Below are 15,212 nucleotides of genomic sequence, written 5' to 3'. Positions count from 1 at the left end.
GGAGGGTTCCGGCGCGATTCCCGCCGCGCCGGAGCTCCGGGCGCGATGGGCTACTGCGCGGTGCCCTTGGCCAGCTCGGCGACGTACGCGGCGGCAATCTTGGAGAACTTGAGCGCGTGCGCGGCGGTGCTGTCGGAGTTCGCCAGGGTGTCCCTCGAGGTGTGGATGTTGGGGTTCTTCTGGCCGACAGTCCCCTCGAAGGGGATGGAGGCCGCGATGCCCTGGTTGTGCCAGGAAGCGTGGTCCGAGCACCCGTAGCCGCACCTCGTATCGATGAACGGTACGCCGACGTATGTGGTTATCAGGTCGCGGATGAACTGGTTCTGGCTGGCGTTCGTGTAGTCGGTGACGATGCCCACGTCCGAGGTGGCGTTGGTGTGCTTGTAGTTCGTCATGTCGAGCTGCATCACCCCCACGACGCTGATGGCGTTGTTGTTCCTGTGCTCGATGGCGATTTCGCGCGAGCCGCGCAGGCCCGTCTCCTCCGCGGCATAGGCCATGAACTTCACCGTGCGCTGGGGCCGGAAGTCGCGGGCCATGGCGGCGCGGATGACCTCGGTGAACGTCGCGATGCCGGACGCGTCATCATCGGCACCGGGCGCGGCGCTGGTGGAGCTGATGGAGTCCAGGTGGCCGCCTACCACGACGACCTCGTTGGGCAGCGTGGTTCCGGGAATGGTGAGGACGACCGAGGGCTGCCGCCAGCCCGTGTGTGTGCGGTACGCCACGGTGACATCGGTGCGTCCCGCGCTGGTGGCGTAGCCTTGCCACTTCGCCAGGAGCATGGCCGCGGCGTTCACGCCACCGTCCGAGTTCTGGCTACGCGTGGGGAAGGCGGACAGCTCGGCGATGGTGGCGCGGATGTTCGCGGCCGACAGCTCACCTATCAGCGTGTTCACGGTCGCGGCGTTGGTGAGGGTGTAGCTGACGGCCTTCTGGGTCGCCTTGGGGGCCGCGGGCGTCAGCGACGCCAGGGCTTCCTCCTGCGTCTCGTAGGTGATGAAGCCCGCACACCGGTCGAACTTCTCGTGCATCATCAGCGCGAGTCGCGAAAGCTGGGACTCCTTCAGCTGGAACACGCCCGCGTGCGCCTGCTGCTTGAGGGCGGTGGGCACGCTCCAGCCTTCGGCAGCGAAGGTCTCCTGCATGGGCGCGATGGCATCCGCACCCATCACCACCCAGACAGTCTTGTCAGCTGGCTTTGCCTTGATGGGCTCGGCAAGGGCCAGCGGGGCGTTCAGCAGCAACAAGGCGACCGGCATCCAGGTCTTCATCCGCATTGCTCCTCCAGGGGACGGCGTTGCGTCACGGCCCGGGGGAGGGCCGCGGGGAGCAGCCTCTGCTTTTCCTGGAAGAAAGGCTTACAATGGGCGGTCAGGGGTGTGGAAAAGAAGACACACTCGCTGTGAAATCGAGCCGAGCACTTCACCCGGACATCGTCACCTGAGGAGTCGAGTCATGCGCTTTTCCGCGTCGTGGATTTCCTTGATGTGTGTGGCCGCCCTGGGCGGCACGGCCTGTGGCGGCACCGAGCTAGAGACGCCGGCGCCCGAGTCCGAAGGCGACGTGCAGCAGTTCAAGTACTACGCCTACTGTGAGACGGACGCCTACGGTTACCAGACGGGGCGCTGCATCGACTTCAATTCCTACGCATACTGCGCGGACGCGCCCAACACCGGGTGTTACGTGGGGGGCCGCGCGCCCATCTCGAGTGTCACCAGTGCTTGCGGCACCTTCGTGAACGACTCCAACTGCGACGGCAAGTACCTGCCCGTGGTCGAGTAGTCACCAGCGGCAGGCAAGCGGTGCGTCACCCGCCCGTCCTGAATCTCTGGCGCCAGTGGGCGCATCCGCCTGAAATAGAGTGGGTGCGCCCCGCGACGCTCGCGCGGGGCATTCGCGGCGCGGACGCCGAGGGGAGGCAGGACGGCCATGGACTGCGACTGGCTCATCATCGGCTCGGGATTCGGTGGCAGCGTCAGCGCGCTCCGGCTGACCGAGAAGGGCTACCGCGTCGTGGTGCTGGAGAAAGGGCGACGCCTGCGCGGCCCGGACTTCCCGAAGACGAACTGGGACCTGAAGCGCTGGCTGTGGATGCCCATGCTGGGGTGGCGGGGGCTGTTCAAGATGACGTTCTTCCGCCACGTCACCGTGCTGTCGGGCGTGGGGGTGGGCGGGGGCTCGCTCGTGTACGCCAACACGCTGCCCATCCCGAAGGATGACTTCTTCCAGGCGCCGTCATGGGGACACCTCGCGGGGTGGAAGGAGGAGCTGGCGCCGCACTACACGACCGCGCGGAAGATGCTGGGAGCCACCACGAATCCCCTGCGCACCGTGCCGGACCAGGTGCTCCAGGACGTGGGCACGGACCTGGGGCGCACGGACTTCCAGCCGACCACCGTCGCCGTCTACTTCGGCGAGCCGGGTGTCACCGTGAAGGACCCCTACTTCAACGGCGAGGGCCCTGACCGGACCGGCTGCAACGCGTGCGGCGGCTGCATGCTGGGGTGCCGCCATGAGGCCAAGAACACACTCGACAAGAACTACCTCTACCTGGCGGAGCGACGCGGCCTCACGCTGCATGCGGACACCGAGGTCACCTGGGTGCGCCCGCTGCCCGAGGGCGGCTACGAGGTCGAGGCGCTCCAGGGCGCCCGGCGCTTTCTCCGGAAGACGCTGCGCTTCACCGCCCGGCACGTCGTCTTCGCCGGTGGCGTGCTGGGCACGCTGGACCTGCTCCTGAAGCTGAAGGCGAGCCCGGACGGCCTGCCGCGACTGTCGGACCGGCTGGGTGATGGCGTGCGCACGAACTCCGAGGCGCTCGTGGGCGTCGTGAGCGGCCGGAAGGAGCATGACCTGTCGCGCGGCATCGCGATTGGCTCCATCCTCCACACCGACGCCCAGTCCCATCTGGAGCCGGTACGCTACTCGGCGGGTTCGGGCTTCTTCCGCTTGCTGATGGCGCCGCAGGTGCCGGGGGCGACGCTGTTCCAGCGCCTCACGCGGCTGGTGGGGCTGCTGGCCCGGCATCCGCTCCGCTTCCTCAAGGCGTGGTTCGTCCCGGACTTCGCGAAGCGGACCCTGATTCTGCTCTACATGCGGACCCTGGAAGGACACCTGCGCATGAAGCGCTCCCGGGGGCTGGGGCTGGGCACGGCGCTCCAGGCGGGCCCGGCGCCCACGGCGAACATGCCGGAGGCGTTCGACCTGGCCCGGCGCGTCGCGGGCAAGCTGGATGGCTACGCGATGACGATGGTGAGCGAGACGTTGCTGGGCATTCCAACGACGGCCCACATCCTGGGGGGCTGCTGCATGGGCGACTCGGCGGAGACGGGCGTCATCGACTCGCGGCACCGCGTCTACGGGTACGAAGGCCTGTACGTGGTGGACGGCTCCGCCATCTCCGCCAACCCGGGCGTCAACCCGTCGCTCACGATTACGGCGCTGGCCGAGCGCGCGATGAGCTTCATTCCCGCGGCCCGGACGACGCCGCTGCGGGACGAGGCCTCCGCGCCTGGGGCGCCCGCGGTGCAAACCGCCACGGGCGCCCGCGCGGGCTGAGGCTACAGGCGAACCTGGAGCTCGTAGCGGCGGTTCTTCGCCTTCTTGGCGGCGGTGTCGTCGGGCTTCACCAGCGGCTTCTCGGAGCCGTAGCCCACGGCGATGATTTCGCTCCGCGGGATGCCACGCGCGACGAGCTCCTTGACGATGGTCTCCGCGCGCTGCTCGCTGAGCGTCTTGTTCTTGGCCGCGTCACCGGAGGAGTCGGTGTGGCCGGAGACCTCGAACTTGTAGGACTTCACGCCCGCGGCGACGAGCTGCTTCTTGGCGTTGATGAGCGCGTTCGCCAGCTTCTTGAGCTTCGCCTCGCACCCGGCGTCGAGCTGCGCGGTGCCCGTCTTGAAGCTGCACTGGTTCTGACGGCCTTCCTCCAGGAGCTTCGAGTTGACGCGCTTCTCCACGGCGGACTTGCCGGCGCTGCCCGCGGCCTTGCCGAGCGCATCGAGCGCGCCCTGCGCGGAGGCCACGCCAGGGAGGGTGAGCAGCGACACGGCGATGCACAGTGCCTTGAGCTTCATACGTGAGGACTCCTCGGTGAGGGGAGGTGTACGCCGGGCGTGAGGCTGCCCAGGCGCCGCGCGTTCGTCCAGCGCCGCGATGTCCGACGTGGGGGATGTGACGGGGCTCGTCCGCCCGGCTGGTAAAACTTGCCTCGCACGCAGAGGGGAGCAGCATGTCGCTCCGGGTCCCTTCGCACAGCGAGGCAGGCGTGAGCAGCAGCAGTCGAACGGAGCGTTGGCGGCAGCTTCTGTCGGGTTACCGGGTCGGGTCGGACAAGAAGCCGGTGGAGGCGCCGGCGCCCGTCCTGAGCGACATGGACGCGCTGCTCCAGGACGAGCGGACCGAGTACGACCGCGACTATGACCGCATCGTCTTCTCCGCGGAGTTCCGCTGCCTGCATGACAAGACGCAGGTGTTTCCGCTGTCCACCAGCGACTACACGCGCACGCGGCTGACCCACAGCATCGAGGCCTCGTGCGTGGGGCGCTCACTGGGGGCGCTCGCGGGCCGGGGGCTGCGGGCGCGGGATGTCCTGGTGAATCCCTCGCACCTGGGCACCATCGTCGCGGCGGCCTGCCTCGCGCATGACATTGGCAATCCGCCGTTCGGGCACTCGGGGGAAGCGGCCATCCAGCACTGGGTTTCACAGCGGCTGGCGCCGCCGGGAGCCACGGTGGAGGGGCGGCCCAGCCCCTTCGCGAAGCTGGAGGAGTGGAAGGACCTGGAGTCCTTCGAGGGCAATGCGCAGGGCTTTCGCATCCTCAACCGGCTCCAATCGCGCGAGCGGCGCGGTGGCTTGCGTTACACGGCCGCGACGCTGGGGGCGATGAGCAAGTACCCGCGTGCCTCGGTGCTTCCCGGCGGGCGGGAGCGGGACAAGGCGCGCGTATCGGAGAAGAAGTTCGGTTACTTCCAGGACGACGAGGCCCTGGCGCTGGAGGCGTATCGGGCCGTAGGGCTGGTGGAGCGGGAGCCCGGCGTCTTCTCGCGGCATCCGCTGGCGTTCCTCGTCGAGGCCGCCGACGACATCTGCTACGCGGTCATCGACCTGGAGGACTCGGCGAAGCTGGGGCTGATTCCCATCCGGGATGCATGTGAGTTGCTGGATGCGGTGCTACCCAAGCCGGTGAAGGGGCCCGTGCGTCCACCGCCGTCACACCCCGAGACGCGGCTGGCCCAGGCGCGAGCGCGGGCGATTGGCGAGCTCATCCAGGCCTGCGTGAAGGTCTTCCTGGAGAACGTGGAGGCAATGGAGGAGGGGCGGTGGGAGAAGCCGTTGGCCTCCGCGCGGGAGGACGTGAAGCAGCCGCTGGATGCCATTCGCAATCTCACGCGGCGTTATGGCTATGAGAGCGAGCGCGTGCTCCAGATCGAGAGCGCGGGCTTCAAGACGCTGGGCGGCCTGCTGGACATGTTCGCGTCGGCGGTGGTGACGGACACGCCGAACCGCGAGGAGAAGAAGCTGCGGCAATTGCTGCCGCTGGACCTCTTTCAGCGTCCGGAGCATGCGCGGGACGCGAGGCCGGAACCCGCGTCCCGGGACGAGGCCATCGGTGAGGCCGTGGCCCGGCTGTCGAAGTACCAGCGGCTGCTGTGCGTGACGGACTACATCTCCGGCATGACGGACGGCTTCGCGGTGGAGCTGTTCCAGCGGCTGTCGGGTATCAAGCTGCCGACGTGATGGTAGTGATTTACGTTGGGGCGCATACGATGGCGTTGTCATGGCCGCCGGAAGTTGCGGTGCAGGTAGCCATTGCGTGCTGCTTGTCTGTGCCTGTACTTTCTCGTTTGGTGCTGGGGCTGCTGTGCCTTTGTCGACCCACGCTCGCGTATCGGCGCTGGGTGTTGCTTGGATGTCATAGTGATGTGCCTTGCTTTGAATCTGATTTGTAAATTGATTCCAGGGAGGGATGGAAAGCGCGGGCGATTGAGTCCTACGTCAATTGGCTGCGCTTGTACTGGAAATACGCCGACTTCGGTTCACCTCTGCGGTCCATGGCCCACTTGCACTCCGCACAACAAGACCGACGGCAACCTCTACGAGCGCATCGAGGCGTGCGCCGTAGAGATCGCCTGGAGCAAGTGATGCAGGGCCGTTGCTTGCTCTTGGTGCTCGTCCTCGTCACGGTTGCCTGTGCTGGTTCCCGTGCTCAGCGGACCGAGGACTTCAGTCGGGCCTTGCTGACGCGGCTCGCGGACGGCGGTTTTACGATGAAGCAGGGCATCGTTCGCCCTGGTGTCCCAGCCACAGATCTGCCAGCCAATTGCATCAAGTATGGCGACCGGGCGTACCAGTGCCTTGGGCATGATGTCGCTCAGCCGGTGGAAGTCAGTCTCTGGCGGGACGGAACCGTCAGAAGCGTTGTCCTCTGGAGAATGCAGGGACCAGCGCTCTGGACCTGCGATCTCTTCAACTCGCTGTCCAGAGACTTCTCCGCCATGTTGCGGCAACACGGTTCCGGAGCAGACTGCGCCTGTAATGGAGTCGCCTGCCTTGCTGGCGGCACCGAGCGCTCGTGGCGTGTGGGTCCGAGCGAGCTGAACATTATGCTGGCGACCTCGGTCGAGGAGCCGCACGCGCCGGATGGCACCGCAATAGCCACGCTCATGATTACTATGGACGCCGCCGAGGATGGCGGCCCGGGGCCGAATACCGCCACGTCCCACTGAGCGGCACAACCTGCTCCTTTCGCCCCACCCACCCTCTCTCTCGGGGCTCAGGCAGCTGAATCCAGCCCAGGGTTGTGCTTCAGCACCCAGGGCTTGGTGAGGGGCCGCCGGGGGACGTGCAGGGGCTGGGAGATCTCCCTCCAGCTCCGGCCCTGGCTGCGCAGCTCGGCCACCGTGTCGAGATCTCCATTGCGTGTTCCGGGGCAAGCCGAGCACCGTAACCGTCCAGTGGACATCGTGCCGGGAAGCTTGATGGCGGACGAGGACCGTGTTCGGCGAGCGCCGTGAGGAGCGAGGGTGTTCAGGGACTGGGCCGGAGGGGCGACTGGGCCGGGAAAGCGACGCGTCGCCGCACCCACTCGCGGGGTAGCAACTGACCGACGCGGGAGTTGAGGTGCGCCTGCACGCGCAGCAGGACATCAGCGAGGCATGCCTTGAGGTTGACTTGGTGTGTCCGTCCAGCCAACGACGTGGTGAGGGACGTTGAGTGAGGAGTCGGCGCCGTAGGCACTGTAGAGCATGTCGAAGCCGGTGGAGAAGCAGGAGTGGTTCCGGGGCGCTGAATCCTTCGAGGCGAGCGGGCTGACGCAGCAGGAGCTCGCGTCGCAGCGAGGTCTGCGCCTGAGCACGCTGCAGTCATGGGTGTACCGGCCCCGACGCCAGCGGGCCTGGAGGGCGGAGCCGGTGTGGCTGCTGCCGCTGGAGCTAGGAGCCTGTCGCGGTAATCGCGAGGGGCTTGCCCGGCGGAGTCTGAAGGGGCTCAATGCCCCGCATGAGCAAGAAGTACCGCCCCTGGAATGTGCAGCAGGACTTCCTGCTGCCGCCGTCGCTGCTGGACTGGCTGCCGGAGCACCACCTCGCGCGCTTCGTGCTGGAGGTGGTGGAGGAGCTGGACTTGGGGCCCATCTACGAGTCGTACGAGAAGGAGCTGCGAGGCTACCCGCCGTACGAGCCGAAGATGATGGTGGCGCTGCTGCTGTACGCGTACTGCACTGGGGTGACGTCCTCTCGGAAGATTGAGAGGAAGACGCAGGAGGACGTGGCCTTCCGCGTGCTGGCGGCGAACCAGTCCCCAGACCACTCGCGGATTTCGGAGTTTCGACGTCGGCACGGGGCGCACTTCGAGAGTCTCTTCGTGCAGATGCTGAAGCTGTGCGCGAGGGCGGGGCTGGTGAAGCTGGGGCACGTGGCGCTGGACGGCACGAAGCTGAAGGCGAACGCCAGCAAGCACAAGGCGATGAGCTACGAGCGGATGAAGCAGGAGGAAGGGAAGCTGCGCGAGCAGGTGCGGCACCTGCTGGCCCAGGCGGAGGCCGTCGACGCGGAAGAGGACGCCCGCCACGGCAAGGGCAAGCGAGGCGACGAGCTTCCCGAGGAGTTGCGGCGCACGCGGGAGCGGCTGCAGCGCATTCGAGAGGCCCGGCAGGCGCTGGAGGCCGAAGCCAAGGCGGCCGCCGAAGCAGACAAGGGCAAGGATGATGACGACGACGCGCCCCCGCCCGCCCAGGACTTGCCCGGCCACACCGTGCCCCACACGGCCGAGGGCAAGCCGACGCCGAAGGCGCAGCGCAACTTCACGGACGCCGACAGCCGAATCATGAAGAAGGGCGCAAGCTTCGAGCAGGCCTACAACGCGCAGGCGGCGGTGGACGCGGCGCACCAGGTGATTGTCGCCCAGGCCCTCACCAACCAGCCTCCGGACGCCGAGCACCTGCCGGCACTGGTGGACCGGGTGGCCGCCCACCTCGAAGAAGTGCCAGGCAAGCTGAGCGCGGACGCGGGCTACTTCTCGGCGAAGAATGTCCGCTGGCTGGAGTCAGTGGGCGTCGAGCCGTACCTCGCCACCGGCCGCCAGAAGCATGGAGAAGCGCCACCGAAAGTCAGGGGCCGTCCGCCCGCGGGGCTCACCCCCAAGGAGCGGATGGTCCGGAAGCTGGCGACGAAGCGAGGCAAGGAGGTGTACCGGATGCGCAAGGCGATTGTGGAACCCGTCTTCGGCCAAATCAAAGAGGCACGCGGCATCCGCGCCCTGCTGCGCCGAGGCCTGAAGGCCGCCCGGGAGGAGTGGGCCCTCATCTGCGCCACCCACAACCTCCTCAAGCTCTTCCGAGCGACGGCAGCAGCGTAACGGCCTGCCGCACCCTGCGGCCCACCGGCGTCTCTCGCCCCGCCTCGCTCCCAACCCCATTACCGCTACACACTCCTAGCTGGCGTGTCGCAGTCGAATACGGCGCTGCTGGAGGTGGTGCTGGCCAGCGGAGCGCGCCTGCGATTCTTCACGGACACCAACGTCAACGACGTGGCCCGGCTCGGCGCTCGCCGAACACGGTTCTCGTCCGTCATCAAGCTTCCCGGCACGGCGCCTACCAGACGGATACGCTTCTTCGGAGTGGAAAGGCCAATCCTCACCCCCTATGACGTTCAGGCCCTTCCGAACACCTCTCACGCCAACCACGTCCTGGGGCAGGGGAATGCTAATGTACAGATTACATCGCTCCAATGAGGCAACCCTTCGGGAGGATTGCGAGAATGGCTTCTAGCGCCTTGACGGGGACCAGGCGTCTACTTCCAGGCGTCGCCCTCCTCGTTGGCATCGGGCTCGGTCGCTTCGTCGTCCCCCTGCTGGAGGTGAAGACCGTATACGGAATGAGCCTTTTCGCTCCCCCGTCCAGGGAGGAGTGCTTCTGGCCGGTTGCAAAGGATCGCTGGTGGCTTGGAAAGTGGATCGGCGTTTCCGATGGTGGCGAGCGTCTGAAGTGCGGCGACGGGGTGCAGGTGGCAGATGGAGTCGTTGTTTCCTGCATCTGTCACCAGTAGCAGGGGCGGGTTCGTCGCGGATGTAGATGCTACCCAAGCTACGACCGTGCTCACGAACGTCGGACGCGGAGAGCACGGACCGTAGCTCTTGGTTGGCGCGTCTCAAGGGTGAAGCTCAAGGTCGTATTTCGCGCTCAACGCTTCCGGCCTGGGAGGAATGTCCTTGTGAACCACGAGAGTCCACTTCGTACCGCGTCCGCTCTCGCCCAAGCAGGCAGGACGTCTGAGGCCATCGATTGCCTGGAGTCGGCGCTGGCTCGCACTCGGTCCGACAAGGAACGGCCCGCCAACGCATCCCTCCTGGCTAGGACTGCGGGACTCCTCTGCGAGGGGGCCGGGAGGCTTTCGGAGGCGGCGCTCTACTACGAAGAAGCAGTTGCTACCGCAGCTCGCGATCCGCTCCCGTTGCTCGCCTTGGCGGGCGTCCGCTGGCGGTTAGGTCAAGCTGACAGTGCACATTCGTGCCTGACAAGGGCCGAGTCCATTGCCCAGTCCTCGTCTGATGCGGATGCATTGGAAATGGTCGCCAGGATCCGTGCAGGGTGGGCGAGTGACGACGATTGATGCCGCCCTCGCGTCGAACGAGTCCTCAGTCCCCATCGACCGCAATCTGCCAGTCGCCTTCGGGCGTGATGCCCACGCGGATACCCAGGTAGCTGCCCTGGTCTCGCATCCCCTCGATTTCGTCCTCCGGGTAGACGCCGGTGATGGCGGACCAGTCCTTGTCGGAGGTCGGACCGGTGACGTGGACCGCCGGCCAGAAGTAGAGGTTGCCCTGCTTCGCGTAGGGCAGGTTCAGCACCTTGACGATGCGCGCCAGCACGGGGTTGTTCAGCTTCTCCGACGCGCGCCAGTACTCGCCCGCGTTGGTTGCGTCGCCGAAGGTGAACCGCACGGCCTTGCCATTCTCATCCGCCAGGGTGTTGAGCGCCGTGTAATCGCACGCCACCGCGGCGGCGATGATGCGCTGGCGCATGGACTCCACCGGGGGAGGCAGGGCAGGGGACGCAGGCGTCGCGCGCGGAGAGAGGCCCGCCGCCGAGCACGTTCCCTTCTCCGCCGCTGGTGCTCCGGTGTACTCGCCCACGCCAGCATCGTTGATGCCCGCGGTCTGGGAGCCGGAATCCGCAGTCGCCGCGTCCGTCGCAGGCGTGCCTGACGGCGTGGGCCGCTCCGCTTCCGGGGCAGCAGCGTTGCCCGCGCCTCCTGGTGCAGGCGTCGGCGTCTGTCCCGCAGGCGCGGGTAAAGCGGCGGACGCGCCGGAGTCGGCTCCGGTGGTGGGGCCAGGGGTTCGCTCGGTGCAGGCGACGAGCGAGGCAGCGACGCAAAGAGACAGCAACGAGGTCCGGTTCATGGCACGCCCGTTGTAGTCCAGGGCCCCGCAGGTGGCGCCGGTTTCCGCTGCTCAGTCTCCACCTTTTGGCGACTCGATGACGACGCCGAAGGGGTCGAACGGCCGCTCGTCCTTCTTCTTCGGCGCGCTTGGAGTCGTGCCCGTGGGTGGGCCCGGCCGCACCGACGTGTACGGATCGATCTTCACCGGCATCCCGAATACCTTGGGGTTCTTCGGGGACTCCGCTGGCTTGCCGCCGAAGCGGGTGCTGTCCTGGTCGCTCATGCCCGCCATTCTACCGCGGCGTCCGCCCGCCTGTTCGCCTGCGCCAGTCAGTCGTCTTCTTGGGCATTCGGCCGGCCAGGGCGATACTCCCCGCCCATGTGTGGCCGTGTCACCGTCCGAACCTCTCCTGAGCAGATTGTCACCGGGCTGGGCCTCGCGGGCATCCGTACCGCCGTGGACCGGCCGCGCTTCAACCTGTGTCCCACGCAGCTGATGCCCGTGGTGACCAACGATGGCGCGCGGATGCTGGACGCCTTCCGCTGGGGCCTCATCCCCTCGTGGGCGAAGGACCCGGCCATCGGCAACAAGCTCATCAACGCCCGGGGCGAGACGGTGGCGGAGAAGCCCAGCTTCCGCTCCGCGCTCAAGAGGCGTCGCTGTCTGGTCGTCGTGGATGGCTGGTACGAGTGGAAGCAGTCCACGAAGCCGAAGACGCCGTACCACTTCCACCGCAAGGACGGGCAACCGCTGGCGCTCGCGGGGCTGTGGGAGGAGTGGACCGCGCCGGACACGGGCGAGGTCCTCAACACTTGCACCATCATCACCACCGGACCGAATGCGCTGATGGCGCCCATCCATGACCGGATGCCCGTCATCCTCGCACCCGAGGCGCAGGAGGTGTGGCTGCGTCCGGAGCCGCAGGAGTCCTCGGTGCTGCTCCCGCTGCTGGTGCCGTTCGGCGAAGAGGCCCTGGACGCCTACGAGGTGTCGCGCGTGGTGAACTCCCCCGCCAACGATACCCCGGCCTGCGTGGAGCGAGTGGCCGCCTGAGCGGCTGCGCTCAGGCGCGACGGCGCACCTTGGCGTCGAGGCTCCACGGCCCCGGGCCGATGAGCGCCACCGCGGCCATGACGGCGAGGTAGAGCAGCGCCAGTTCCATGCGTCCGAACGGGTCCGCGCGGTGCCGGTACAGGGCCACCAGCATGGTGAAGCCCGCCATCGCGGCCGCCGGACGCGTGAAGAGGCCCACGGCCACCAGCAGCCCGCCGAGGAACTCCGCCAGGGTGGCGCACCAGGCGAAGAAGGTCGGGAAGGGGAAGCCGAGCTGCGCCACGCCCGCCGCGAACCTGCTCATGTCGCCGGTGAGCTTGGGAAACCCATGCCCCAGCCCCAGCGAGAGACCGAACACCACGCGGATCAGCGTCAAACCCACCGCGGACTTACCCACCATGCCGTGTACCTCCCAGGTTGCACGCGCATCCTCGCACGGCGGTGTGCGTCACGCTGCGGCCTTGAGGGCGAGGGCCCTCAAGGCGGTCTACCCGCTGCCTTCCTCGGGGGCCCAGCGCCGGGCACTGCTGCGCAGCTTCTCGAGCTGCTCCCAGTGTCTCTCGATGGCCTCACGTCCCGTGCGGGTGATGCGCAGGAGGGTATGCGGCGTCTTGCCCTTGAACTGCTTCTCCACGGTGACGAGCCCCGCCTCTTCCAGCTTCGACAGGTGGCTGGACAGGTTGCCCTTGGACAGCCCCGTGAGGTTCTGCAGGTACAGGAAGTCCGCGCTGTCGCAGGCGGCCAGGGCTGTGAGGAGCGACAGCCGGGCGGGCTCGTGGATGAGCCGGTCCAGCGTGGCCAATTGCTCGAAGGGCGCCTTCATTCCACCGCCTCGGCGGGCGCGGGGCTCAGCGTGTGGACGAGCATGCGGTGGTCCAGCAGCGTCAGCACCACGAGCGCCAGGCCCCACGCGGCGTTGAAGGTCACCAGGCCGCACGGGCCGGTCGATGTGGCCTCGCCAGCGTGCATCCAACCGCACACGGGATTGAGCCCGAGCTGGTGCAGCGCCGCGACGAGGAACATGGCGCCGGCGATGGGCGGATAGTGCGGGATGAAGCGCCCGATGACCGCCCAGTAGGCCACCAGCGCCGCCGCGCTCACGGCGAGCGCCCCGCTCACGGACAGGTGTGAGTCCGAGCCTCGGCTGGCGAGCGCCGCCAGACCCAAGGCCAGCAACAGCCCCACCCCTGAGAAGGCCAGCGCCATCTGCAGGCGGGGCCGCTTCGTGGCCGCGCTGGGGCGCACCTGACCGAACCGGCGCTGGTAATAGATGCCGAGCACCGGATGAAGCACCAGCGCGGCGAGCACGCCCACCCCCAGCGAGAGCGCGCCCACCGCGGCGGCGCTACCTCCGCCGGCGGGAAGCCAGGCCAGCCACAGCGCGAAGCCGAGCAGCACCAGGCCGAAGGGCAGGAACCGCAGTCCCTGGAGCCAGTCGTAATACCGCGTCACGGATTGGATGCGACGGAGCCGGTCTTCCATGTTCAGTCCTTGGATGGGACAGACGAGTTTGTGATGCAAACCGCTCCTGGATAGTCGCCCGAATGGTCGCTGTCAATAACTGGTTTGCGGTGCAGACCGGTTGCGCCCGCGACGCTCGTGGACACCCGGGTGCCCGAGGCGGTCGGGCTGTGGGCCTACGCGGAGCGCTTGGGGGCGCGCAGGTCGCTGATGGTCAGCGGGTGCCGGGCGCCCTGGGGGGAGACGAGCGCGGCGCTGAGGACGAAGTCCTGGCCCATGCGGAGCTCCAGCGTGGTGGGGCCCTTGTGGGTGGTGCGCCAGTCCAGCTCGACGCGGACGGTGCCCAGCAGCTCGCGGTCCACGGTGGTGGTGTCGAGCGACTCGAAGAGGGCGATGGAGAGCGGCCCGGGAATCATGGGCAGCTCCAGCGTTATCGACTTCGTCGCGGGCACGGGCGTGTTGGCGGGGATGACCTCGTGCTGGGCGCCGCCGGGCACCATGATGCTGATGGGCATGGGCACCACGTCCGCCAGGCCGGTGATGCCCCGCGCCAGGTTCCGGCCGAGGATGGCCGCGCCCACCGCGACGCCGAGCTCCGGGTGGACCTCCTTGTCCGAGGACAGCCGCTTGAAGTGCGAGAAGCGCTGGCGGATGGCGGGCATGCGCGTCTGGCCGCCGACGAGGACGAGCTCGTCGATCTGGTCGGGCTTGAGCTGCGCGCGCTCCAGCACGTCGTCGCAGGCGGAGGCGGTGCGCTCGATGAGCTGGAACACCATCTCCTCGAGCCGCTTGCGCGTGAGCGTGAAGTCGAAGTCGACGAAGCCGCCGTCCTTCTGGGCGATGCACGGAACGCGGAGCACGGTGGCGTCGCGCTGGCTCAGGCTCATCTTCGCGGACTCGGCGGCGAAGACGAGCCGCTGCATCACCACCTTGTTCCCGCGCAGGTCGATGCCGTGCTTCTGCTGGAAGTCGTCCACCAGCATCTCCACGATGCGCTCGTCGAAGTTGGCGCCGCCCAGGAAGGCATCGCCGCCCGTGGCCAGCACCTTCACGACCTTGTTCTGCACGGCGAGCAGGGTGGCGTCGAAGGTGCCGCCGCCCAGGTCGAACACCATCACCGTCTGCTCGGGGTTGCGCAGGTTGGCGTAATAGAGCGCGGCGGCGGTGGGCTCGTTGATGATGGCGCGGACCTGGAGGCCGGCCTGCTCCGCGGCGTGCCGCACGGCCGCGCGCTGGCGGCTGCTGGCGTGCGCGGGCACGGTGAGCACGCACTCTCGGAAGGGCGTGCCCGCGGCGTGGTTGGCCAGCGTGAGAATCTGCTTGATGATGAGGTGCGCGACGTCCGTCAGGGACGTCTGCTTCCCGTACATCGTCACGGCGGTGTAGCCGTCCTCGGCCTCGACGAGCTCGAAGGCGTACTTGTCCTTGTGCTGGGTGACGTACTCGGACTGGAAGCGGCGGCCCAGGAAGCGCTTGGCGCCGAAGACGGTGTGGCGCGGGTCGTCGATGATCTGCCGGCGCGCGGCGTGGCCGACGATGGCCTTGTCCGCGGCGTGGAACCACACCACGGAGGGCAGGGTGACGCTCTTGTCCGTCACCGGAACGACGCGGAGCTTGCCTGCCTTGTCGAAGTAGGCCGCGGCGGTGTTGGTGGTCCCGAAGTCGATGCCAAGGATGGAGCCGGTACTCATCGACGCCGACTCTCCCACGTCCCGTCGGCACGTTCAGCCCCTGAAAGCGGGCACGCGTGCAGCCGGGGTGGGTCACTTGCAGCCCGGTTGCGCTCGCTTCACTCCATGGCGGCGGTCCGAGG

Annotated in this window: 14 protein-coding genes; 5 read left to right on the top strand and 9 right to left on the bottom strand. The window is 67.7% G+C overall.

What is annotated here, in order from left to right; all coding sequences use genetic code 11:
* Window positions 1-50 precede the first annotated feature (50 nt).
* On the bottom strand, window positions 51-1,274 hold the full coding sequence (locus VZL07_RS02490) for a M20/M25/M40 family metallo-hydrolase (RefSeq protein WP_426753713.1): 1,224 nt from the start codon (window positions 1,272-1,274) through the stop codon (window positions 51-53).
* A gap of 184 nt (window positions 1,275-1,458) precedes the next feature.
* On the opposite strand from VZL07_RS02490, the gene VZL07_RS02485 reads away from it, so the two are divergent.
* Window positions 1,459-1,785, top strand: coding sequence for a hypothetical protein (locus tag VZL07_RS02485; RefSeq protein ID WP_426753712.1), 327 nt, complete (start codon window positions 1,459-1,461; stop codon window positions 1,783-1,785).
* Window positions 1,786-1,932: 147 nt separating this feature from the next.
* Window positions 1,933-3,561, top strand: a complete 1,629-nt coding sequence (locus VZL07_RS02480; protein ID WP_426753711.1) for a GMC oxidoreductase — start codon at window positions 1,933-1,935, stop codon at window positions 3,559-3,561.
* Window positions 3,562-3,563: 2 nt separating this feature from the next.
* Here VZL07_RS02480 and VZL07_RS02475 read toward each other — a convergent pair whose 3' ends face one another.
* Window positions 3,564-4,079, bottom strand: a complete 516-nt coding sequence (locus tag VZL07_RS02475) for an OmpA family protein (protein WP_426753710.1) — start codon at window positions 4,077-4,079, stop codon at window positions 3,564-3,566.
* A 155-nt stretch (window positions 4,080-4,234) separates the two neighbouring features.
* On the opposite strand from VZL07_RS02475, the gene dgt reads away from it, so the two are divergent.
* Window positions 4,235-5,743 carry a dGTP triphosphohydrolase gene (dgt, locus tag VZL07_RS02470; protein ID WP_426753709.1) on the top strand — a complete coding sequence of 503 codons (1,509 nt, stop codon included), beginning with the start codon at window positions 4,235-4,237 and terminating at the stop codon, window positions 5,741-5,743.
* Between the two features lie 356 nt (window positions 5,744-6,099).
* Here the strand turns inward: dgt and VZL07_RS02465 are convergent, their stop codons facing one another.
* The gene (locus VZL07_RS02465) at window positions 6,100-6,369 is read right to left on the bottom strand and encodes a hypothetical protein (RefSeq protein ID WP_426753708.1); all 270 of its coding nucleotides are present in this window, start codon (window positions 6,367-6,369) and stop codon (window positions 6,100-6,102) included.
* 1,135 nt (window positions 6,370-7,504) lie between these two features.
* Between VZL07_RS02465 and VZL07_RS02460 the strand changes: the two genes are divergently transcribed.
* Complete coding sequence (locus tag VZL07_RS02460; protein ID WP_426753707.1) at window positions 7,505-8,860, top strand: IS1182 family transposase; 1,356 nt, start codon at window positions 7,505-7,507, stop codon at window positions 8,858-8,860.
* 1,278 nt (window positions 8,861-10,138) lie between these two features.
* Here VZL07_RS02460 and VZL07_RS02455 read toward each other — a convergent pair.
* On the bottom strand, window positions 10,139-10,903 hold the full coding sequence (locus VZL07_RS02455) for a hypothetical protein (RefSeq protein ID WP_426753706.1): 765 nt from the start codon (window positions 10,901-10,903) through the stop codon (window positions 10,139-10,141).
* A 51-nt stretch (window positions 10,904-10,954) separates the two neighbouring features.
* Window positions 10,955-11,167: a hypothetical protein gene (locus tag VZL07_RS02450; protein ID WP_426753705.1), complete on the bottom strand. Its 213-nt coding sequence runs from the start codon at window positions 11,165-11,167 to the stop codon at window positions 10,955-10,957.
* Window positions 11,168-11,263: 96 nt separating this feature from the next.
* Here VZL07_RS02450 and VZL07_RS02445 point away from each other — a divergent pair, with 96 nt between their 5' ends.
* Window positions 11,264-11,938: an SOS response-associated peptidase gene (locus tag VZL07_RS02445; RefSeq protein ID WP_426753704.1), complete on the top strand. Its 675-nt coding sequence runs from the start codon at window positions 11,264-11,266 to the stop codon at window positions 11,936-11,938.
* A gap of 10 nt (window positions 11,939-11,948) precedes the next feature.
* Here the strand turns inward: VZL07_RS02445 and VZL07_RS02440 are convergent, their stop codons facing one another.
* The 4 genes from VZL07_RS02440 to VZL07_RS02425 form a co-directional block, all read right to left on the bottom strand.
* The gene (locus VZL07_RS02440) at window positions 11,949-12,338 is read right to left on the bottom strand and encodes a DoxX family protein (protein ID WP_426753703.1); all 390 of its coding nucleotides are present in this window, start codon (window positions 12,336-12,338) and stop codon (window positions 11,949-11,951) included.
* An 87-nt stretch (window positions 12,339-12,425) separates the two neighbouring features.
* Window positions 12,426-12,761, bottom strand: a complete 336-nt coding sequence (locus tag VZL07_RS02435; protein WP_426753702.1) for a winged helix-turn-helix domain-containing protein — start codon at window positions 12,759-12,761, stop codon at window positions 12,426-12,428.
* A complete protein-coding gene (locus VZL07_RS02430) occupies window positions 12,758-13,420 on the bottom strand; it encodes a hypothetical protein (protein WP_426753701.1) in 663 nt (220 codons plus the stop codon). The genes VZL07_RS02435 and VZL07_RS02430 overlap by 4 nt, the downstream gene beginning before the upstream one ends.
* A gap of 155 nt (window positions 13,421-13,575) precedes the next feature.
* A complete protein-coding gene (locus VZL07_RS02425; RefSeq protein ID WP_426753700.1) occupies window positions 13,576-15,090 on the bottom strand; it encodes an Hsp70 family protein in 1,515 nt (504 codons plus the stop codon).
* Window positions 15,091-15,212 lie beyond the last annotated feature (122 nt).

The organism is Pseudomyxococcus flavus (genome assembly GCF_050038885.1).
GTDB classification, from domain to species: domain Bacteria; phylum Myxococcota; class Myxococcia; order Myxococcales; family Myxococcaceae; genus Myxococcus; species Myxococcus flavus.
Note: the sequence above shows the minus strand (reverse complement) of the source record. Positions and strands in the feature narration are given on the sequence as shown.